The 21004-nt window shown below is 42.1% G+C and carries 22 protein-coding genes; 9 read left to right on the top strand and 13 right to left on the bottom strand.

Annotation, left to right across the window (positions count from 1 at the left end; all coding sequences use genetic code 11):
* Positions 1-134 precede the first annotated feature (134 nt).
* The 9 genes from MKY77_RS03520 to MKY77_RS03480 all read right to left on the bottom strand — a co-directional run bounded on the left by MKY77_RS03520 (position 135) and on the right by MKY77_RS03480 (position 10935).
* A complete protein-coding gene (locus tag MKY77_RS03520) occupies positions 135-1388 on the bottom strand; it encodes an MFS transporter (protein WP_339148901.1) in 1254 nt (417 codons plus the stop codon).
* A 239-nt stretch (positions 1389-1627) separates the two neighbouring features.
* Positions 1628-3214 carry a BCCT family transporter gene (locus MKY77_RS03515; RefSeq protein ID WP_339149944.1) on the bottom strand — a complete coding sequence of 529 codons (1587 nt, stop codon included), beginning with the start codon at positions 3212-3214 and terminating at the stop codon, positions 1628-1630.
* Between the two features lie 718 nt (positions 3215-3932).
* On the bottom strand, positions 3933-5750 hold the full coding sequence (locus MKY77_RS03510; RefSeq protein ID WP_339148900.1) for a LysM peptidoglycan-binding domain-containing protein: 1818 nt from the start codon (positions 5748-5750) through the stop codon (positions 3933-3935).
* A gap of 279 nt (positions 5751-6029) precedes the next feature.
* A complete protein-coding gene (gene rlmD / locus MKY77_RS03505) occupies positions 6030-7406 on the bottom strand; it encodes a 23S rRNA (uracil(1939)-C(5))-methyltransferase RlmD (RefSeq protein WP_339148899.1) in 1377 nt (458 codons plus the stop codon).
* A 616-nt stretch (positions 7407-8022) separates the two neighbouring features.
* Positions 8023-8592, bottom strand: a complete 570-nt coding sequence (locus MKY77_RS03500) for a GNAT family N-acetyltransferase (RefSeq protein ID WP_339149943.1) — start codon at positions 8590-8592, stop codon at positions 8023-8025.
* A 63-nt stretch (positions 8593-8655) separates the two neighbouring features.
* Positions 8656-9030, bottom strand: a complete 375-nt coding sequence (locus MKY77_RS03495; protein ID WP_339148897.1) for a hypothetical protein — start codon at positions 9028-9030, stop codon at positions 8656-8658.
* 91 nt (positions 9031-9121) lie between these two features.
* A complete protein-coding gene (locus MKY77_RS03490; RefSeq protein ID WP_339148895.1) occupies positions 9122-9943 on the bottom strand; it encodes a GNAT family N-acetyltransferase in 822 nt (273 codons plus the stop codon).
* A gap of 13 nt (positions 9944-9956) precedes the next feature.
* On the bottom strand, positions 9957-10388 hold the full coding sequence (locus tag MKY77_RS03485) for a stage III sporulation protein AH (RefSeq protein ID WP_339148894.1): 432 nt from the start codon (positions 10386-10388) through the stop codon (positions 9957-9959).
* Entirely contained in the window at positions 10363-10935 is a 573-nt protein-coding gene (locus MKY77_RS03480) for a DUF402 domain-containing protein (protein WP_339148892.1), read from the bottom strand. The genes MKY77_RS03485 and MKY77_RS03480 overlap by 26 nt, the downstream gene beginning before the upstream one ends.
* A gap of 296 nt (positions 10936-11231) precedes the next feature.
* Here MKY77_RS03480 and MKY77_RS03475 point away from each other — a divergent pair, with 296 nt between their 5' ends.
* Complete coding sequence (locus tag MKY77_RS03475; protein WP_339148891.1) at positions 11232-11864, top strand: HNH endonuclease family protein; 633 nt, start codon at positions 11232-11234, stop codon at positions 11862-11864.
* 87 nt (positions 11865-11951) lie between these two features.
* Complete coding sequence (locus MKY77_RS03470; protein ID WP_339148890.1) at positions 11952-12194, top strand: hypothetical protein; 243 nt, start codon at positions 11952-11954, stop codon at positions 12192-12194.
* 337 nt (positions 12195-12531) lie between these two features.
* Here MKY77_RS03470 and MKY77_RS03465 read toward each other — a convergent pair whose 3' ends face one another.
* Together MKY77_RS03465 and MKY77_RS03460 are read right to left on the bottom strand one after the other, a co-directional pair.
* Entirely contained in the window at positions 12532-12720 is a 189-nt protein-coding gene (locus tag MKY77_RS03465; RefSeq protein ID WP_339148889.1) for a hypothetical protein, read from the bottom strand.
* 2 nt (positions 12721-12722) lie between these two features.
* Positions 12723-13313, bottom strand: coding sequence for a histidine phosphatase family protein (locus MKY77_RS03460; protein ID WP_339148888.1), 591 nt, complete (start codon positions 13311-13313; stop codon positions 12723-12725).
* A 200-nt stretch (positions 13314-13513) separates the two neighbouring features.
* On the opposite strand from MKY77_RS03460, the gene MKY77_RS03455 reads away from it, so the two are divergent.
* Entirely contained in the window at positions 13514-14068 is a 555-nt protein-coding gene (locus tag MKY77_RS03455) for a nitroreductase (RefSeq protein ID WP_339148886.1), read from the top strand.
* 46 nt (positions 14069-14114) lie between these two features.
* Here MKY77_RS03455 and MKY77_RS03450 read toward each other — a convergent pair whose 3' ends face one another.
* Positions 14115-14597, bottom strand: a complete 483-nt coding sequence (locus MKY77_RS03450) for a diadenosine tetraphosphate hydrolase (protein ID WP_339148885.1) — start codon at positions 14595-14597, stop codon at positions 14115-14117.
* Positions 14598-15092: 495 nt separating this feature from the next.
* On the bottom strand, positions 15093-15947 hold the full coding sequence (locus tag MKY77_RS03445; protein WP_339148884.1) for a dimethylarginine dimethylaminohydrolase family protein: 855 nt from the start codon (positions 15945-15947) through the stop codon (positions 15093-15095).
* Positions 15948-16117: 170 nt separating this feature from the next.
* Between MKY77_RS03445 and MKY77_RS03440 the strand changes: the two genes are divergently transcribed.
* The 6 genes from MKY77_RS03440 to MKY77_RS03415 all read left to right on the top strand — a co-directional run bounded on the left by MKY77_RS03440 (position 16118) and on the right by MKY77_RS03415 (position 20838).
* Positions 16118-16630, top strand: a complete 513-nt coding sequence (locus MKY77_RS03440) for a DUF3231 family protein (protein ID WP_339148883.1) — start codon at positions 16118-16120, stop codon at positions 16628-16630.
* Positions 16631-16640: 10 nt separating this feature from the next.
* Positions 16641-16889, top strand: coding sequence for a hypothetical protein (locus tag MKY77_RS03435; protein ID WP_339148882.1), 249 nt, complete (start codon positions 16641-16643; stop codon positions 16887-16889).
* Between the two features lie 97 nt (positions 16890-16986).
* Positions 16987-17616, top strand: a complete 630-nt coding sequence (locus tag MKY77_RS03430; RefSeq protein WP_339148880.1) for a LysE family transporter — start codon at positions 16987-16989, stop codon at positions 17614-17616.
* A 148-nt stretch (positions 17617-17764) separates the two neighbouring features.
* Positions 17765-18178 carry a gas vesicle accessory protein GvpU gene (gene gvpU / locus MKY77_RS03425; protein WP_339148879.1) on the top strand — a complete coding sequence of 138 codons (414 nt, stop codon included), beginning with the start codon at positions 17765-17767 and terminating at the stop codon, positions 18176-18178.
* 93 nt (positions 18179-18271) lie between these two features.
* Positions 18272-19456 (top strand): MFS transporter, encoded by a 1185-nt coding sequence (locus MKY77_RS03420; protein WP_339149942.1) that lies wholly within the window; start codon positions 18272-18274, stop codon positions 19454-19456.
* Between the two features lie 20 nt (positions 19457-19476).
* The gene (locus MKY77_RS03415; RefSeq protein WP_339148878.1) at positions 19477-20838 is read left to right on the top strand and encodes an amino acid permease; all 1362 of its coding nucleotides are present in this window, start codon (positions 19477-19479) and stop codon (positions 20836-20838) included.
* Positions 20839-21004: the final 166 nt, after the last annotated feature.

Raw genomic sequence — 21004 nt, 5'->3', positions numbered from 1 at the left:
CTGAATCAAAAAAAGGAGGACTTCAGTCGTCCAAGCGGTCGTATGGAACCACCAAAATCGAAAAAAAGAGGAGTTCAGTCGTCCAAGCAATCGTATGGAACCACTTAAATCGAAGAAAGGAGCACTTCAGTCGTTCAAGAGGTTTTGTGTCCGTCCTGCATCCTGGCCTTTTCCTTGATAAACATCACTCCAATTAAACCAAAAATAGAAAAGATTACCAGAATGAGGAAACCGTAGTAGTATCCATTACCAATACTCCCTGAAGTTGACTGAAAATGATCTAATATATAGCCAAAAATGCTTGGCAGCAATACTGCACTTAGAAATCCACCCGTATTTGCAAACCCCGAAACAATGCCTGATTCTGTGATAGGGAAAGATTGACGAACGACTGCAAAGGTTAAAGAATTTGACCCGAATCCAAAGCCAATGGTAAAGAAAAGTATAATTACTAAGTAATATGGTGGATGCTCATTAAATAAAAGAAAGAAAGACCAACACACTAAAACCGTAATATGAAAGACAATATATGGTCGTTTAATGGTTCCTAAATAACTTGAAATCCATCCAATTAGAGGTGCACCAATAAGCGCTCCAATGAGACTAATCATAATAAGTTGACTTGCATCTAAGCGTGACATTCCATACACATCCATTACATATGGAACTGCCCACGAACCGATAAATCCTATATACCCTCCGACAATCCCAAAGTGGCAAAAGAATAATGCCCATGCCTGCCGATTCGAAAATATTCTCCGAAGTAAAACCGATGTTTTTTCATGTTGTCTTTTATTTTTTACGAATAGCGATTGCTTTGATTTTTTTACGAGTACAAAATAAAGAAAAAAACTACATAAACATAAAAGGACTCCAGCTGAAAGAAATGCCCCCCTCCACCCAAGTAAGACTATAAATAAGGAGAAAGGAACAGTTGCAAAAAGGAAACCAAGGCTTCCTGTCATTCCGGCAAAACCAATCAATCGAGTAAATTCTTTTTTACTAAACCATTGGCTTAAAACTAACACCATATTTACCCAGATAGTCGCATCCCCTATTCCCGTTAATATTCTAGCAGAAAAAAGGACGAATTCATGTGTACCAAGGCTATAAACGATTGTACCTATACCTGTAAGAGCGGCACCTATAATAAGAAAAAAACTGGGTCCATAACGATCAGCCAAAAACCCCATTGGAATTTGCAAAGCGGTGTATACAAAAAATTGGATACTTGTCACTAATCCAACCGTCGCTGCCGTTATGCTAAAATCCGTCATCAATTGGTCTGTAATCAATCCCGGAGCGGTTCGTTGGCTCGACATCAATAAATATGTAAACAATACAGAAGTAAATATAACCCATCTAAATTTACTATTTTGTTTGTCCATGTTATCTACTCCTGTTAGCTTTTACCCTATATATATGGGGTTCCTGCAACAGTAGAAACAGTATTTAAAAAGTATTGCTTGTAATCGAACCATAATAAATCCCCCAAACTGTTGTTTGAGGGAACATGGTTTGAAAAAATCACTTATTTTGGTTATCTGGTAATACGGCCACTCCATATCCCGGATACACATGGGATGTTGGTGAGTTTGTGTTCTTGCTTCAATAGCATCCATAACTACTAACTAATCTTACGTTCTTTACCTTCTACTACCACACCTTTTCTTACGTTCCTTTCCCACGCACGATCCTCATCCATCATCTTCTTGGCTGCAAAAATGGTCAAGAATTGGATAAAGATGATTGGTATTCCCATAAGGCCGGAAAGAACTTCTAGAGGTGCCAAACCACCGATCCTCATTAATACAAGAGCAATTACTGTCACAACCCCAGAAATAATTAAACGTAACCCTTTTGAAGGTTCAAATTTACTCATATCCCTTGTGCCTGTATACGATGCAATTGTATACGTAGTGGAGTCAAGTGTGGTCGTCAGGAAAACCGTTGTAATAAGCACAAACACGATCATGACAATCATAGAAAAAGGTAAAGAAGCAAGTATTTCCGGAATGGCCGCCATTGCATTTTGGTTTTGGACAATTTGTAATACAGGAACTTCTCCTGTAATATATCGATCTACACTAAGACCACCAAGAACGCCAGTTGCAATCCAAGAAATAAGTGTAGGTGCCAACAGATATGTCAAAATCATCTCTTTGATTGTTCTGCCACGAGAAATCTTTGCTGCAAATATACTATGCAACATCGCCCAAGTGGCGCAATACGCAAACCAAAACACGGTATTGCTTTCCATAATCGAGTTCCCTTGGCCAAGCGAATTTGTAGAAAAAGACATATCTATATAATTCTTAACTAAAAATCCAATACTATCAGTAAAATAAGTCAGGATGAATACCCCAGGGCCTGCAATCATGATGAATAAACCGAAAGCAGCGGCTAAATACATATTAAGTGTGCTTAATCGTTTGATTCCTTTATCAATGCCTAAATAAGCACTGGCAGAAAATAATAAAACCCAAACAATGGTCACAAGTAACGTCAAACCAAATGTAACCTCGATATTTGCCAACTTGGATAAATTATAGGTAATGATGGGTGTTCCCAATCCAAGCGTGACAGCTGCCCCAGCGATAATACTAATTAAAAAAATAATATCAAGGATTTTTCCACCGAATCCATCTGTGAATCTATCCCCAAAAATGCACCGGCACGCTTCCGATATTCGTATCAATGGCTTTTTACGAACATGCATGATGTACCCCATAGCAGGAGCTGCCATGACAAAGATGGCAAAGACTTGGAAGCTCCACAAAAACATACTATAGGAATTTCCCCACAATAATGCTTCTGCCGACCTTGCTTCCGTTCCAAATGGAGGTTCTAATGCAACATCAGTCCATTGAATCATGCCTGTCCGCATAATGGTAGATCCTAGACCCATCGCGATTAAAATCGAAGCATATTCAAACATGGTGTACTTTGGTTTCTCCAATGGATCTCCCAGCACCACTTTCCCATATTTTGAAAATGAGAAAAATAAGGCAGCTGCCACCATTAATGCGGCATACCACATATATCCCCAAGTAAACATTTCCACAATGTGATTAAAAATGTTGTTTAACAGATTTAGGGATTTTGTTTCGTAGACTGTAAATGGAATACTAATTCCTAAAATAATCAACATCGATGGTACAAAAATTTTGTAGTCTATTAAATTATTTATACTCTCTCCTTTTATTCCTTTCATCACGTAAAAGCCTCCAGCACTTTATTTCTACTCTAAGCTAGAAGTAAATACGTATTTGATTGAAATGTCTTCTAGATGAACCAACGGCATCCTTCCATCACATTAATGCGATGATATAAAATGAATAATGCGGGAAGTGTATTGGTATCTAGATGATACGTCTTACTATTCCAGCATTAAAGAGAGATGATTTGATTTTTCTTTAAAATGTAAGATGGATTTCTTGTTATCCCTACTACTTCTATATAGGAATCTTTTCTTGAGCGGATAACAAAAAGAAACGGTCAGAAAAGCCATTGACTCATTTATAGATTACTATTCCCTAGCAATCTATAGAATAAACAGCACCCACGTTAAACTTTCTGCTTTTTTCATCCCACGTTTATTTCGATGAGATCCATCCGTACACCCTCAAGCAACATTTTCATTATATCATAACATTCAGATAATTCGTGATATGCGATCTTGGTACTACTATCTGAGAGAAATGGGGACGGTCGTAGCAACTAATACAAGAATGGATAAACCATTTCAATTAGTGAATGTTTTGCTACAAAAAAGCCCTATCCACCAATGGATAAGGCTCCTCCTATTTATGCCAATTCAATTTCCTCAACAGCCTCACCATGTCCATAGTGTGTGTAGCAACACATGAGATAGTTGGTGAATTAACAATTTCTTTTACTAATCTTGAACTTGGGATAGGAAAATAATTGTTCTATAAGAAGGTTAAGCTTGAAGCTATTTCCTTCATATGCGGTTGGTCTGTCCATAAGATGAAGTAATTGTAAGTTTCCCCCTGGATTTTAATAGGAATTGGATACCTTACGATTAAAGCAGATTGATTCAACATTTCTGTTGGTTGATCTACAGAGGGAAAAATGTAGCATGCTTCTTGATTTTGAATTCTTGCCTTTACTATTCTTGGCAAGGATCCATAGGGCATTAATGGATGGAAAGCTTCCCCATGGCACACCTCATCCAAGTTTTCACCAGCAGAAATAGCTGATATTTGAAAAAAATCGTCCGCACCTTCGTATCTTTCCTCGTTCACTTTTCGCCAGTTTGATGGATATTGGAAACTAACCTTGTAAGTAGTGCTCGTATATGTGTTTTGGGTGACATCCATTATGGCAGTGGGAGACCATTGAAGTGACTGAATGTTAACTCCTTCAATTAGTCGAATTGGAACGGGCCGTTGGAGATTGATAGTCCACATTTCATGGGCTGATTCCTGTTCCCTGCACCCACTAAGATATGCTATATTTGTTCCGTCCGTAGACCACGTGACAGGTGATGCAAAACAATTAGATATAGCCCAAATTCGGTCCTCTTCTCCTCGCCTCCCCACCGTTCGAACTTGCGAAAAATACCCCCTATCTTCCAAGGCGGTAGCGCTATAGGCAATCTTTAAAGAATCGGGAGACCATTTCGGATAATAATTTTTTGCCAGCGGCCCTCCTTTTACTTCGAACACATTCCCTGTTGAGAGCTCAATGGTGTGAATGATGGAGATACTGACACCTGGTGTTGTATAAAGTACAAAGCTTCCGTCGGGTGATAGCTGGGAATTATTAAGCCTTCCTTCTGTGTTACTTGTAATTTGCTGTTTCCCTGTCCCGTCGGTTTGACTTCGGTAAAGCTGACTGATTCCTGTTTCATCCGGTGCCTGAAAAAGCAGTTCCATACCATTCGGAAACCATTGAACATCTGTTGAATTAGGTTGTTGAATGCTTTGCACGTGATGAGACAGTACATCGTACAAGATAATGTGACCTTGTTTAGTATAAGCAATTTGGGTGCTGTCAGGGGACCAAGCCAATTTGAACTCAACCTCTTCTTCCATCTGGTCGATTTGAGCAATGGAACCTGTTGCAACCTCAATAACATTTATTATTCTGTTCTTTCCTACAAACGCAATTCTCGTACTATTCGGTGACCATTCAGGAATTGAGAAGGAGTCACCTAATCCACTGGTGAGCTGCAAGTTCTCTCCTGTCAGGGGATTATATAACCAAATATCATAATGCCCTCCCCGATCAGAGGTATAGGCAATCCGTCCTTGGCCACCAGGAGGGGCGTATGGAATCATTAACTTCATACCGGGAAATAGGTGGGAAGATGGAAGTTGGTTTACATTCCGAATAAGCTCATAATTCGGCTCCCCGTTTGTTCGTACATTAAACCGTCCTGCAAGCTGATACAGTGTATCCCCTGGTTGTACGATGTAATAAGGAACACCTGGTGGAACCTTTAATAATTGACCGATCTGAATAACATAAGGTGGTCGAAGTTGATTTGCCTCTATTAACACTGAAGATGGCACTCTATATAATTGTGAAATTCGATACACGGAATCACCTTGTCTAACACGCACTTTGTCAACCCCAGGAGGAACGGAGAGCTGTTGACCTATATGAATCGTATAAGGTGGATTCAAATTATTTGCAGAAATAAGGGAATCTGTCGGAATTCCCCATCTCCTGGAAATCTCGTATAACGTATCACCTGAACGTACTGTGTAAAAAATCTGCATGATATTCACTTCCCATTAGCTAAATTTCCCATGAGTTAAGTTGAAGTATAAAATGGGTACACTCTCTCTGCCCATATACTATTCGATAAGAAGTGCAAGGTTCAACGAAACCGAGGAAAAATCAATTCTGTTTCGAGGGACATTGAAAATGTTTCCTGGGCAGCATCGGGGACGGTTCCCGATGCTTCTCATAACATTAATTGGAAAAAAGGGGCCTGTCCCCTAAACCAAAAACCCCATCAAACTCTTCTACATAGAGGTTTGATGGGGTTCTAGATATTATAATGTGGGATTTAATTCAATTCTAGCAACAGCCTCACAATGCACCGTATGCGGGAACATATCCACTGGCTGTACCTCAACCGTCTTATATCCCCCATCCTCCAACACTCGCAGGTCCCTTGCAAGTGTCGCCGGATTACAGGATACGTAGACAACTTTTTTAGGCTTCATTTCCAGAATGGTTTTAAGCAATGCTTCATCACAGCCTTTACGGGGCGGATCCACCACCAGCACGTCTGCTGTAATGCCGTCCTTATACCATTTCGGGATGACAACCTCCGCTTCACCCACTCCGAATTCTGCATTTGTGATTTCGTTCAGTTCAGCGTTTCGTTTGGCATCTTCAATCGCTTCTGGCACGATTTCTACGCCGTACACTTTTTTCGCCTTTTGTGCCAGGAACAAGGAGATGGTTCCGATTCCGCAGTATGCGTCAATGACGGTCTCTTCGCCTGTCAGGTCGGCATACTCGAGCGCTTTATCATACAGAACCTTCGTTTGCTCCGGGTTCACCTGGTAGAAGGATCTCGCGGAAATCGCAAACTTAATGTCGCCGATGAAATCATAAATGTATTCATTGCCCCAAAGCACACGCGTTTCATCGCCGAAAATAACATTCGTTTTCTTCGTGTTTACGTTCTGCACAACGGACTTCACTTCAGGCAGGGCTGCTACTATTTCTTCGACGATGGCCTTGCGATTCGGGATATCAGGAGTACGGGTGATTAGCACGATCATCACTTCGCCTGTGACTAGGCCATAGCGGGCCATCACGTGACGTAGCACGCCTTTGTGTGTTTTTTCGTTATAAGCACGAACGCCATGTTTGTCGCAGATTTCGCGGACCGTTTGGACGACACGGTCGTTGATTTCCTGCTGGATCAGGCATTCCTTCATATCAATGATTTCGTGACTGCGTTGCTGGTAAAATCCTGCAATCAGACCGCCTTCGCGTTCACCGATCGGAACCTGGGCTTTGTTTCGGTAACGCCATGGATTGTGGTCCATGCCGAGTACCGGATGAACCGGCACGTCTTTTAGATGTCCAATGCGTTCGAGGACATCCTTGACCTGCTTTTGCTTCGCCACAAGCTGACCTTCATAGCTCAGGTGCTGAAGCTGGCAGCCCCCACATTGCTTATAAATCGGGCATGGGGCATCGACACGGTAAGGACTTGTCTTGTGGATCTCCTCAAGTCGACCGAATGCATAACCTTTTTTCACCTTAATGATTTTGACTTTGATTTCCTCGTCCGGTAATGCATGTTGAACAAAAATCGGAAAGCCTTCTATTTTTGCTACGCCTGCGCCATCATGGGTCAGATCCTGGACGGTGACATCGTAGTATTCATTTTTCTGAACAGGTACTGTCATGTATTTTTCTCTTCCTTCACGTTAAAATCGCTGTTCCGATTGTACCATACCGGAGATGGGCTTGCCAGTTGGGGTGGTGGGTTACTTGCTGGTAAATAACTTTATACTTACGTACCATTCTACCTTTTGACCTTCAACTTCTACCACTTTGCGGGCAGCTTCTACATTTCCCGAGGTTACTTCTACATTTCCCAAAGGATGTTCTACCGTTTCACCCCAACTTTCTACAACTTCGCAAAAAAGGGACGGTTCGCCGCGCTTCCATTTGAAGTACGGCGAACCATCCCTTAGTCTTGAAACATTAACCCTAATGTTTCAACATCAGATGATTCCATGATGCCTGATTTTTTTATGATTGTTTTCCGTGGCTAGCAACGTAAAAAGAGGCGTTCTCAGTGGATCATCTAAATGAGAAGATGGTATTCTCTATACTTCCATACTATTCTACCATTCAGCCTTCATCTTCTACCTTTTAACGGCCAACTTCTACATTTCCCGAGGTTACTTCTACATTTCCCAAAGGATGTTCTACCGTTTCACCCCAACCTTCTACCACTTCGCCAAAAAGGGATGGTTTTTTCCCACAAAAAAACAAGTGCCACCATCAAACTTGTCTCTACTTACCTTCTATAACGACTTTCGCAAACACACACGTATCCCGCAACTCCCCATTTACATCGCGCTCACTATTTTTCAAGACTCCCTCTAAGGTATATCCCGCTCTCTCTGCAACCGCCCGACTCTTCACGTTTTTAGAATCGCAGCGAATCTCTACGCGATTTGCCCCTAATTGTTCAAAAGCAAACTGGCTGATTCCCCCTACCGCTTCGGTTATGTAGCCCTTGCCACTGTATCTAGAATCAACCCAATAGCCGATTTCAAACTTTGGAATAGACCAATCGATTCGATGCAATCCAGAGGATGCCACGAATTCACCGGTTTCTTTTAAGAAAACTAAGAGCCTCAAATCCTTTCGTTGTAGAAACTCTGCATGACTTTCCCTTATATTCGATTCCACATCTTCTACTGCCTGGTCATGTTGAGCGAAGATCATCCAAGGTTTGAGCTCAGGAAGAGAATGAATGATGGCGTCATGTACCTCAAGACCATCTCCTGGCAACGGCATTCTGATTAAGAGTCTATCTGTGGTGAACTCTGATGGAAAATCCTTTAAGATTGGTTTTATGTTGGTCATTTTTTTCTCTCCTTATTGTTTTTGCTCTAATAAACAAATGAAAGCATCCCACTTTCACTCTTCCCAGCCCTCTGGTACCTTAACTAACACATACTTCCCTGTCCACATTTGTGTGGATACAATTAATCGATGATCAGCTTTTTCAAAAAAGTAACCCCCGCCTTCTTGGTATTCAAACTCCCATCCATGTTCACCCATCATTTTTTTGAGGGCATCTCTGTAATCCCCTTGTTTTCCTCGTGCTATAAACCAATCATAGCCATCTTCATTTGCAATTTTCACGATGGGTTCTAATGAATCATCGATAGACTGCAAGACTACCTGTTTACTTACAGAATCTATTGGCAGAGTCGGGTAGTAAAATCTGCTATTGTATGCGAGTATTCCAAGAATGACAATAAGGCTGATGATGGTGAGTCTTTTTATCATGTTATTCCTCCTAAGGGTTAAGGGAGTGTAAACCTCTGAATGCTGCAAGTTATCCTAGTTATCCACTCAAATTCTCTTCATCTCCATACCCCTAATACTTATAGTAATCCTGCGAATGATAACTCCTAAATCCACAAGACTCATAGAGTTTCAGCGCATGGGCATTCCTCGCTTCTACTTCCAAAAAGACAGGCAGTCCTTTTTCCGTTTCCACTTTCACCACTTTAGATAGAGCTTTCCGTCCAATTCCTTTTCCTTGAAGCTCAGGGAAGACAGCGAATCCATATATCCACGCTTCTCCGTTCGTTTCTGAGACACGGATCTTTCCGGCAGGTCTACCTTCTGCTTCGATGATGAACATGTCCTCACTGTTTAATTCCTTCATTCGCTGATTAAAACTACGCGCTTCTTGTTCAGTGAAGCCAAAGCAAGCCACTTCCAGTTGGATTTCCGCTTCAAAATCCTCCTGGGAGGTTGAAGGCCTAATGCTTACAGCAGGATCTTCATATAACTCACCTGCTACCCATTTCATTTGGTACTCCGCCATCTCGAATGTACACGGAATACTTTCTAGAAACTTTTTGGCGCTTGCAGAAGAGCTAGGCGCATTCAGCAAAATTGTCGTATTCTCGCGCTTCTTCGTCTCTGCCACCGCTTCAGCAAACAATTTTGAGAAAATCCCTTTTCTACGGTAATCCGGGTGAACCATCCCTGTCATCTCTACTTTATTTCCAAATCCATAACAACCAAGGAATCCCACAAGACGTCCTTCTTCATAATGAAAGAAGTCTTCATTGCTGTTTGCATCGCGGGTTTCGAGCATATCTTCATTTAGCTTCAGTTCGAACTCGCCTTCTTTTTCGCAAAGGGATTTGAGTTCTGCAATCTGTTGTAGCTGTTCTTTTGTTAGCATGGTTTACACCTCTTTATTTTGTGTTATATATAAATTCCTTCCATAAACCCTCATCCACCATATAAAAACCCTCATGTGAGCAGGCAGCCAGAAGACACTTCTCCTCTTGATAAAACATCAAATCCTCCGGCAAACGACCAGTCCAACCGAAAAGCGAGTCACTTTGGGCTCTTAGAAATAATTTTGTTACATTATTCATTTGAAAATGGTAGACATAAGCCGTAACACCCCGAAGTTTTGTCGTTTCCCATTCCCTTTGAATCTTTCTTTCTAGGAGATATTTTCTAATGTTCAAAATTAGCTCATCTACATATGCAAGGCGCTCTTCTTCAACCTCCATCAATTGCCTGTTCTCTACAAAGGCAAAACGATCACAATGTTTTGCCAGAAAATCAATTAGTTGATTGTAGCGCTTGCCTTTAATATCCTCTGTTATCATTTTCATCGTACACACCCAAATCCTCCAATAACATTTTTAAATGTGACTTTGCCTGCTCCATCAACAGAAATTCATTTTTTTCAATTTGTTGATTAATTTTGTTTGCCACTACCCAAGCAAGTTGGTATTGCGCTTGATTAATTTTCCCTTGAGCTAGTGCTTCCTCCAATTCGTCCGAATCTTTCTGGATGACATCTCCTGTCGAAAGCACGATGATGTCCAAGAAAAGGTCATCCGTGTATGGGAGGTCGTTATCTACTCCGTTCTCATCCGTTATATCGATATACCATTGAACAACTTCGCCATTAGCGTCAAACATTGTCGTCAAGGAGTAATGTTCATGGCTTGGAAAGTGCTGAAGCCACATGTACCCATCATCCACAATGCATACACTCTTCTCTTCATAGTGGACAGTTAATGGCTCTTTAACTTTATGTATGTTAAGTAAGGTCACATACCCTTTGAAGCCATCACTATCGATGTACTTCTGAGAATATTGCCGTTTTACTATCCTCTTCCATTCTGAGCGATCTCCGTGTCTTCGTTTTAGCATCTGCATCCTCCTTGTGTGCTGTGCTGTAGGGAGAGGTACCGCGACCCACATAGGAAAGGCCAACCCATACTCTGGGTCAACGGACCTGTCCCTTCGACTCTTCCCGCCCCTTGCTGGTCCATCAGGCGCAGGAGGACAGTACCTTTTCTTAATCTTTACAATATTTTAACTTATTAAGGCTCTTTTATATATTATTATTTCAAGTAGATACATAGTCGACGAACTTTTTGAAACTATTAAAATCTCGTCCATCCACGGGATTTTGATATAAAAAATTTATAGTAGGAGGCATAACTATGCTTAAAAAATCCATGTTGGTTGTTTTTGCATTTATCCTGTCGTTCTCAGCCCTGCAGCTTGACCCACAAACCGTCTCTGCACTTCCCCCTGGCACACCGACCAAGTCTGAAGCGCAAAACCAATTGAACTCCTTGACCGTAAAATCGGAGGGCTCTATGACCGGGTACTCGAGGGACTTATTCCCACACTGGAGCGGTCAAGGCAATGGTTGCGATACCCGCCAAATCGTCTTGCAACGCGATGCCGACTATTACACTGGTACCTGTCCCACTACTTCCGGAAAATGGTATAGTTATTTTGATGGTGTCATTGTGTATTCTCCGTCTGAGATTGACATTGATCACATTGTTCCATTAGCTGAGGCTTGGCGCTCCGGCGCAAGCAGTTGGACTACCGAACAGCGACGGGCTTTTGCCAACGACCTCACTGGTCCGCAGCTGATAGCAGTTACAGCAAGCGTCAATCGCTCCAAAGGGGACCAAGATCCGTCTACATGGCAACCACCTCGTGCCGGCGCTCGCTGTGCCTATGCAAAATGGTGGATCAATACGAAACACCGCTGGAACCTACACCTTCAGTCATCTGAGAAATCTTCTTTGCAAACGATGCTTAACGGCTGCGCTTACTAAATTAGATATTGTGTATGCGTCTGCGAGCGGAGTTGGCTGTGCTTGCAGACGCACTATTCATTCATGGAAACGGGAGGTGTCATACATATGGAAAAGAAATCTTCTATTTTTACTGCATCACACGGAGTCATGACAACCGAGGTTGGAGTCATAAGCGGCGAACTTGAATTACGTACCACTTGTGATGAAGATGGTACCCTCTCGCTCGCCATCACCTATGTCGGTGCCGCAGAATGGTACACACTTCCTGGAGAAGACTATCGCCTGCATGATTTGCGGGATCATGAGGTAATTCACCGTATGCTTGTGAAGGTGTTAGAGCGGAGTTAAAGTTGGTGGGGTCGTGGGGACAGCCACCACGGCCCATTTTGACTCAATTCTCTAGCTCAATATATTCCCTCAAAAGCTTCCATTCGATTCCTTTGGGTTTAGGGACAGGTTCCGTGACCCACCCAATTTCTAGTAGTTCCTGTGCAGTCTCTAACCCTTTTATAGATAGATTGAGTTACTTCATCTTACAAAATATGGATTATCTACCATTTCCATTGGTTTTTGTATACTTGTTGTTGTTATTCGACCATTTCTTGCGATATTTTGTATGATTGGGGCTGTTTTTTGAAATATTGACACCGAACCTTTTAATCTCCTAATTTTGCGAGATAACCAATCAAAAAGTTGCATTAAACCACCAAACAAAAAGAAACATGCTCACTGTCCCCCAGACTGTGGTCCCTACAACAAACCATACGCCAAATTGTGTCGCGTCTTTTTTCCCCTGTAGGTTCGTCTTCAGTAAGGAGAGAACCACAAAGCCAATCAAAAAGAATGCAATGGTAAAGCCCAATAAACCATTCAATTTTACATCATCCTTTCCACCGAATAGGGCCAACCCATCGCCCCCCGGATTTCCAGGTCATCATGTCTGTCGCCTTGACTCCCTTCGACTCTCCGCAAAAGGTACACATCCGGATTCCTTAGGTTCTTCCAGTCCTCAAATCCAAAACTATTTTTATAGTTTTTTAAGAGCAATGACATGATATTTCCGTGTGTCACAATAATGATGTTTTCCGCGTCCCTTTCAAACGCTTCTTCTACCATGCTGACGATCCGGTCCATCGCCTCTCTACTTGATTCGCCACCCTTATATTTCAACTCCAAGTCATCATAAGTTGCTTCCAATTTTTCCAGCCAATCCGGTAAATCTTCCGTGCTCAGTGTGCGTTCGGCTAAGCGCTCATCCACTTCCATGCGAATATTCGTTTTCTTGCTCAATGGTTCAATAGATTGGATGGCGCGCAAAAAGGGGCTTGAGACGATGCGGTCTATTGGTGTGTTGGAAAAGAATTGTGCTAGCTCTAACGCTTGTTTAAATCCTTCTTCTGTAAGCTGCGATTCTGGTGGTTGCCCTTCAGTTTGGCAATGCCTGACTATGTATATGTTTTTTGACATGTGTGGATCCCCTTCCTCTCTACTATTAATTACGTATAAAAATGGAAAATGTTACATCTCTCTTTAATGAGTCGCTTTTAAAAAATGAACATTTTCTTTTTTCTCCCATAGATATGGAATTAAATAAAAATCTATACTACAATGTAATTGAGAATGATAATCAGAGTCACGCTGAAAAAGATTAAAAAGGAGACAATCCAATGGAAAAGAATAAATCGACCCTAGCTCAAACCATTCGTGAGCGACGTTCTATAAAAGCTGGATATACCGATAAAGAAGTGACACAGGAAACCGTACTGGAACTACTGGACGATGCAGTCTGGGCACCAAACCATGGATTAAGGGAGCCTTGGCGGTTCATTTTTGTATCTTCAAATGAGAAGGAAGGATTCGTTGAAAAACTGGTCAAAACCTTTCCCCCAGAGATGCAGGATAATAGGAGGAATTATTTCAGTCAGCCGGCCGCCTTTCTGATCGTGGTAATGGAGGAAGACCCGAGACAAAAACAATGGGAGGAAAACTTTGGGGCGGTCAGCTCGCTAATTCAGAACTTTCAGCTGCTTGCCTGGGAACAAAAGCTTGGCGTTGTCTGGAAAACCAATCCGCATATATATGATCCAAAGGTCCATGCAATTTTAGGCGTACAGCCTGGAGAAAAGATTGCCGGGTTCTTGCATATGGGATACTTTGAACAGGTGCCACCAAAGAGAGAGCGGACTTCCGCAGAAAAGAAGCTGACAATTTTTAAAAATTAGAGTTAAGAAACTGGGTCGGGGTGCCTGTTCCCTCGACTCGCTTCCTCTACCCCAACTCCCGCCTCAACGCCTCAATAGCCTCCATCACTTCCACCAAATTATCCCCGCCGTTCATGTTATTCCTGGCATGCAGTAACACCGGGCGAACGGATTCCACCGAACGACCAAACTCGTACATCCAGTCATACCTCGGTACCATCCACGTGTGAAAATGATGCGTGGTATCTTCGTTGTAAAAATAGTAAACATATTCAATACCGAGCACATCCCTTTGCGCTTTCCTGATCCTAGCCAGCACCTGAATATATTCCATTTTCTCCTCTTCCGTTAATTCATCAAAACATTTGATATGTCGCTTAGAGGCAAGGATGATCAACCCTTTAATGGGGTAAGCCACATCCTGATGAGCATGAAAGTGCTCTGTTTCCAACACCACTCCCCCATCCGGCTCTATCAGACCGCTCGTTAATGCACAACTTAAACACTCCACTTCCACCTTCGTACCATTTGATAATGTAATCTGTCGCAAAAGCTTATCCCCCTATGCACTATTGCTTTTCTACCATATTCTTTTGTTTTTTAGCTGAAACCATTGCGCGGCAATAACAGCTCATCTTTTATTTAATCGGACGATTGAGTATAAATGTCACAATAACCATTGGAAATGTCACAATGACTACAAAATTAGTCACAATAACAGCTGGAAAACTCACAATGACTACAAAATTAGTCACAATAACAGCTGGAAAACTCACAATCAGTATAAAAATAGTTACAATCACCCCATAGAAATCACCATCGCACCAATAGAAACCTCAAAAATCCCACGAGGCCAACAAACTTATCAGCTTTCTCTAGAAAACACGCAGATTGACCGGCTCACGCGCTCATTAACTGTAGTATGTGTATGTTTCTATTTGTTTTTGAAAAATCCTCTAAGATACACAAAAAAGACGCACCCCAGTAGGTAAGCGCCTGCGTAGATTATTGATTTTTTACTAAGGGGGATACGTCCCTGTCCGCTCTAATCACGCAGAATCGGGAGCGTGCAGCAGCGGAAGGAGCCTCCGGATTTGATGATTTCCATGATGTCGACTTCGATTACTTCATAGCCTCTTTGCTTGAGCTCTGCGTTTACTTTTGGGTTAACAGGGAGGCTGAAGATTTTTTTGTTGCCTATGTTGAGTACGTTTGTGCCAAGGGAGAACTGTTCATCTTCTGTTACTTCGATTAGCTCAAAGCGGGAAGATAGGATGTCTAGTTCTTGTTGTGTGAACGCTTTTGGATAATATAGTGCTTCTGTTGGTGAGATGATATTGAACACGCAATCCAGATGTAAATATTTTTCCTTGAATGGTACCTTTACGACTTCATAATGAGGCAGGATGATTTGCAGATGTTCGATTGCTTCCTCGTTGGTCCGGTTACTTATGCCAACATATACGGTTTCGCCATTTATGATGACATCTCCACCTTCGATCATGTCGCCTTTTAAATTCAAATAGGAGATTTCATGATGCTCCAGCATGCTTTTCAGGACTTCTTCTTCCCCTTGTCTTATTTTGTTGGCCATTTCCGCAACAAAAAGAATATTTCCGAGGGTGAAGCCAATATCACGTGTGAAAACTTGCTCTGGGAACATTTTGATCGCAGGTAGGAGTATCACTTCCACTCCTTGCTCCTCCAATGTATCCACGAACTTTTTATGTTGTGCCATTGCAATTTCGATATGAATGCCTTCATTTTTGAACTTTTTCTGCGTTTCATTGATTACTTCACGAATGGTCATATGCTCTGGTTTACACAAGATGACTTTTTTTAACACATCATACTCACTTCTAACATGCGGCCGCATCGGATTCTTTGAAAATAACGACATTAATAGACCCCCTTTACTAAATTCTATTTTCTATTGTTACCCAAAGGAAACGAATAAATAATACTCATTTGAATGTGTAGGATTAGGATTATATTTATTGCACAAACTAACTGAGCAAATCCTTGACAAAGGAGCCTCACATGAATCTTGGCAAAATAGGGAGTGTTATTATGGGAATTTTAGACGGAAACCCTCAGAATGAACCTTTACATTATGGAGAAGTATTTAGTATGTGGTCCAATCTATTAGCGAATCATGGATCTATCGCTGCTTCACAAACATTTGTGAATCATACCGGTGATGAAGATCTCAGAAAGCTGGTAGAGGAAGGCATTGAAGGTTTAAAAGAAGAGAACAAACAAATCGAACAAGTGCTTAAGGCGAATGGTATTGGATTACCTCCTGCACCGCCAGAACGACCAACTGCAAACTTGGAGGAAATTCCAGTCGGAGCAAGGTTCAGTGATCCAGAAATCAGTGCGACTTTGTCTAAAAACACTGGTGAAGCCCTTGTGGCATGCAGCCAAGTCATTGCACAATGCGTCCGTGAGGATATTGCCTTGATGTATGGGCAATTTCATATGACAAAAGCGCAATATGGCGCAAAACTTCTAAAGCTGAATAAAAGTAAGGGATGGCTCGTTCCTCCACCATTACACCTAAATGGTCCTGAACACAAGTAGGGGTCCCTTTATGGCGCATGAACATAATGAAAAGTTAACAAAAGCTATCAAACATGCTGATGAGGCAGTATATGCCACCCAGTTGGAAAGCACTAGTGATAATCTCGGTTATTCCCAACAGGCAATCGAGAGAGTGGAACAAGCGTTGAAAGAAGCAAAAGAAAATCACACTTCTTCTATAGAAGAACAACGTGCAAAAGATATGCTCAGGCTCTTGAAAGAGACACAAGCGGCTGAGAACGCCATACGAAATGATTAATGAAGAGTCCCAGGATGGGGCTCTTTTTTTCGGAAATAGTGGTACAACCCCTAGATGGTGAATAGAAATGTAAGGAGATGATGGGGAGGGCTACGAAATGAATTCCATTTTCACTTACATATTCTTAGGGGTGTCCCTCGCAGCACCTATTGGACCGGTCAATGCTGCGCAGTTGGATAAAGGATTGCGACTAGGATTCGGACATGCCTGGATATTCGGGGTCGGTGCACTCATTGCTGATATTTGTTATATGTTGCTTGTTTACATGGGGATGATTCATTTTATTGAGCAGCCAATGATGAAGGCATTTCTCTGGCTTTTTGGTTTTTTTGTGCTCACGTATACAGGAATAGAGAGTTTGGTGAAAAGTAAAAAATCACATTTTGTGGATGGGCCAAAAGGAAAGACGACATTGCTCCGATCATGGACTTCAGGGTTCCTGCTATCTATCTCTAACCCGCTTACCATTCTTTTTTGGCTTGGTATTTATGGATCCGTTTTAGCAAAAACAGCTACTTCTTTTTCCAGTAGTCAATTGGCCATTTATAGTGCTGCGATCATCTGCGGAATTTTATTATGGGATGTGTTCATGGCCACGATTTCAAGTATTGCAAGGAACCTTCTGCACACAAATTTCCTTGTGTTCATATCCATTATTTCATCTCTTTCGATGATTGGGTTCGGTATTTATTTTGGAGTACAAGCCTTTATATTACTGTTTATGTGAGAGCCCATGCTGATCGGGCTTTTTCTCGTTTATTTCCCCCTCCTTTTAATGTCTTCATTTGCACAAACTTCCAGAATATCCTACCCCTATTTACCTATACTAACTATGTGCTTGATTAAAGGACCATAAACGAATGGGTGGGGTAAAAATGGCGAAAAAAGAGGAAAACGTATCCACTGATGATGCAGTGTTGCAAATGCTCCTTGACCTAACCGATAAGGACGGGATGGAGATAGGGCTTACTTTAAATGTGAATGGGACAGTGATTGCCGGGACGCTTGTCGGCCCGCACACCTATTATGAAGGGATCATTACATCAGCAGATGATGTGGAGAATAGTACCCTTTCTCATGTCCTACATAAGAAATTCACAGATCTTAAAGAAGCCTATATCAGTGAAAAGCAAAAAGAGGAAGAAAAGAACAAGCAGGATATGATCGCTACATTTATTCATCTAAAGGATGCTGTATACATCTCAGCAAACACACAATCTCCTTTCAAGAGTCACGCTTGGTGGCGTGGAAGGATTGATTCGATTGATGCTTTTTCATTCAAGCTTTAAGCAACTCAGCTTATCAAACATAGAAACGACTACGGAGGGGTAGAGGTGACAACAAAGAAAATAGGACAAGTCAGTGCTTGGTGCATAATAAGCATGGCTTCCATCCCTCTTATTATGACATTGGGCAATTCTATGCTTATTCCCGTTCTGCCATTGCTCGAAAAAGAGTTGGGCATATCCTCCTTCCAGTCGAGTATGATCATTACTTCCTACTCGGTATCTTCCATTTTTTTAATACCTATTGCAGGTTATTTATCAGATCGGTTTGGCAGGAAGATGATCATTTTGCCAAGTTTAACACTGGCACTTATCGGGGGATTGATTTCAGGGTTTGCTTCATGGATGATAGAGGACCCTTTCACTTGGATCATCATTGGCCGGATCATACAGGGTGTCGGAGCTGCCGGGGCAACTCCAATCATCTTGCCTCTAGTTGGAGACTTGTATCAGGATGACGACGAGAAAACAAGTTCATGTTTGGGGATCATTGAGACCTCCAATACGTTCGGGAAGGTTCTAAGCCCTATTTTAGGCTCACTATTGGCTGCTTTCCTATGGTACCTTCCATTCTTCTCTATATCCTTTTTCAGTTTGATTTCCATCCTGCTCGTACTTGTTTTCATCAAGGTCCCGAAGATGGAAGAAAAACCACTGGCACTAAATATTTTTATCCAAAACACAAAAAAGACTTTTCACAAAGAAGGCAAATGGCTATATACCACCTTCGTTATCGGCATATACGCAATGCTGATTCTTTTTGGCCTATTATTTTATTTATCAGACATTCTTGAAAAAACGCATGACCTGCATGGTGTGACAAAAGGGTTATATTTAGCTGTTCCTTTATTTACTCTGTGTGTCTCCTCCTTTATCACTGGAAAAGTGATAAAAGGGGATATCGAATTGATGAGGAAAATTCTTATGGTCTCCCTTGGAATCATCGCTGTAACCATCGTTTTTGTTGGATATCTGAATGCGAGTATTTTTTTATTGCTCACGATATCCAGCTTTATCGGCATTAGCATTGGGGCTATGCTTCCTACGCTTGATGCTTTGATTACTGAAAATGTAGATAAGGGAGAAAAAGGGACAATTACATCCTTTTATAGTTCATCTCGATTCATCGGGGTCGCGGCAGGTCCGCCGATCATGTCTGTCGTAATGAAAAACAACCTTCTACTAAGCCTGTATATCTCCGGTGCTCTGGCAGTCGTAATAGGAGTCCTAGTTTTTCTTTTCATCCAAAATGTAAAACCCACTAAAAGCACACTATGGTAGTAGGTTAAAAGGAGAGTCACATGTCAAAAGCCACATGCAGTACCAAACAAACATCATCAGGTGATTTAGCTTGGTGGCAATTATCATTGATTGGAATCGGATGCACCATCGGAATCGGCTTTTTCCTGGGATCCTCTCTAGGAATCAAGCATGCCGGAGCCTCCATCATCCTTTCCTTTTTGATTGGAGCCACCGGAACCTATATCGTATATAGTAGATTAGCTAAAATGACAATCCAAGATCCACAGGAAGGCTCCTTTTGCTATTACGCAGGTAAGGCATTTGGCAAATGGGCAGAATTCAGCTGTGGCTGGAATTATTGGTGCTCCAACATACTGATCATGGGTAGTCAGCTGACTGCCCTTGGCCTTTTATCTCAATTCTGGTTTCCCGATGTGCCGCTTTGGATTTTTTCAGCCGGGTATGCTGTTTTATCCTTTTTCGTCGTTATGCTGGGAACAAAGGGGTTTGATAAAATGGAAGACCTTTTTGCCATCATCAAGATCGCGGCGATTTTAATGTTCATTGTCATTGCTTTGGGTATCTTTTTTGGATGGATTAAAGGAGCTGCTGGTGGCGGTTCCAACCCAGGCAATTTTCCGAACACCATCAAAGAGTGGCTACCTATGGGGGTAAAAGGGCTCTGGTCTTCCCTCATATATGCCTTTTACGCATACGGGGGAATCGAAGTGATCGGCCTGATGGCCATGCAGCTGAAAAAGAAGGAAGATACGCTAAAAGCAGGAACCATCATGATGTTCCTCTTAATGGTTCTCTATGTGGGGTCATTAGGGCTTGCCGTCAGCCTCGCTTCCTTTGACAAGTTTACCGAAAAAGAAAGTCCCTTTGTGACCGCCCTGACCAATTACGACCTTGCCTTTTTTCCACATGTATTCAACGGGGCCATCATCATTGCCGGGTTCTCAACCATGACCGCAGCACTTTTCGGGGTCACCACCCTTCTTGTTACATTGGCAAAAGACGGGGACGCCCCAAAGCTATTCCAGAAGAAATTAAACTTTAAGGAACTGCCGCTTCCTTCCCTGTTACTTGGAATGGGGGGATTGGCAGCTTCCGTCATCTGTGCCTTCCTCCTTCCAGGAAAGGTGTTTGAATTTATCACTACAGCCGCAGGATTACTATTATTGTATAACTGGCTATTCATCCTGCTGTCTTCTTTTAAGCTAGTGGAGAAAGGGAGGCTTTTATCCATACTTGGGCTGCTCCTTCTGCTATTGGCCATAAGCGGAACCCTTGTAGAAAAGACCATCCGCAATGGTTTTTTCATCAGCATCCTTTTTGTAGCTTTGATTGGGATCGTGGCATTGATCATGCACAGGAAGTGGAAGAAGAGCGGCGGGAAGAAGTTGAAGTATAGTTGAGGGTGTTGGGGCGGACAGGCACTGCGAGCCATACCTTAGAGTAGCGCTTTATTCGTTCTATGAAGACTTCACTTCGTCTGTTTTCAACTCTCAGAGGTCTTCATCGCCTCTATGAAGACCTCACTTCGTCCGCTTCCAACACTAAGAGGTCTTCATCGGCGGGAGG

It is taken from the genome of Sutcliffiella sp. FSL R7-0096, from assembly GCF_038595065.1.
In the GTDB taxonomy this organism is placed as follows: Bacteria; Bacillota; Bacilli; order Bacillales; family Bacillaceae_I; genus Sutcliffiella_A.
This window is presented reverse-complemented; position numbering and strand designations above follow the sequence as displayed.

Coding starts and splice junctions, on each gene's coding strand:
- MKY77_RS03520 (WP_339148901.1), bottom strand. CDS start 1,388: ATGGACAAACAAAATAGTAAATTTAGATGGGTTATATTTACTTCTGTA.
- MKY77_RS03515 (WP_339149944.1), bottom strand. CDS start 3,214: ATGAAAGGAATAAAAGGAGAGAGTATAAATAATTTAATAGACTACAAA.
- MKY77_RS03510 (WP_339148900.1), bottom strand. CDS start 5,750: ATGCAGATTTTTTACACAGTACGTTCAGGTGATACGTTATACGAGATT.
- rlmD (WP_339148899.1), bottom strand. CDS start 7,406: ATGACAGTACCTGTTCAGAAAAATGAATACTACGATGTCACCGTCCAG.
- MKY77_RS03495 (WP_339148897.1), bottom strand. CDS start 9,030: ATGATAAAAAGACTCACCATCATCAGCCTTATTGTCATTCTTGGAATA.
- MKY77_RS03490 (WP_339148895.1), bottom strand. CDS start 9,943: ATGCTAACAAAAGAACAGCTACAACAGATTGCAGAACTCAAATCCCTT.
- MKY77_RS03485 (WP_339148894.1), bottom strand. CDS start 10,388: ATGAAAATGATAACAGAGGATATTAAAGGCAAGCGCTACAATCAACTA.
- MKY77_RS03480 (WP_339148892.1), bottom strand. CDS start 10,935: ATGCTAAAACGAAGACACGGAGATCGCTCAGAATGGAAGAGGATAGTA.
- MKY77_RS03475 (WP_339148891.1), top strand. CDS start 11,232: ATGCTTAAAAAATCCATGTTGGTTGTTTTTGCATTTATCCTGTCGTTC.
- MKY77_RS03470 (WP_339148890.1), top strand. CDS start 11,952: ATGGAAAAGAAATCTTCTATTTTTACTGCATCACACGGAGTCATGACA.
- MKY77_RS03460 (WP_339148888.1), bottom strand. CDS start 13,313: ATGTCAAAAAACATATACATAGTCAGGCATTGCCAAACTGAAGGGCAA.
- MKY77_RS03455 (WP_339148886.1), top strand. CDS start 13,514: ATGGAAAAGAATAAATCGACCCTAGCTCAAACCATTCGTGAGCGACGT.
- MKY77_RS03445 (WP_339148884.1), bottom strand. CDS start 15,947: ATGTCGTTATTTTCAAAGAATCCGATGCGGCCGCATGTTAGAAGTGAG.
- MKY77_RS03440 (WP_339148883.1), top strand. CDS start 16,118: ATGGGAATTTTAGACGGAAACCCTCAGAATGAACCTTTACATTATGGA.
- MKY77_RS03435 (WP_339148882.1), top strand. CDS start 16,641: ATGGCGCATGAACATAATGAAAAGTTAACAAAAGCTATCAAACATGCT.
- MKY77_RS03430 (WP_339148880.1), top strand. CDS start 16,987: ATGAATTCCATTTTCACTTACATATTCTTAGGGGTGTCCCTCGCAGCA.
- gvpU (WP_339148879.1), top strand. CDS start 17,765: ATGGCGAAAAAAGAGGAAAACGTATCCACTGATGATGCAGTGTTGCAA.
- MKY77_RS03420 (WP_339149942.1), top strand. CDS start 18,272: ATGGCTTCCATCCCTCTTATTATGACATTGGGCAATTCTATGCTTATT.
- MKY77_RS03415 (WP_339148878.1), top strand. CDS start 19,477: ATGTCAAAAGCCACATGCAGTACCAAACAAACATCATCAGGTGATTTA.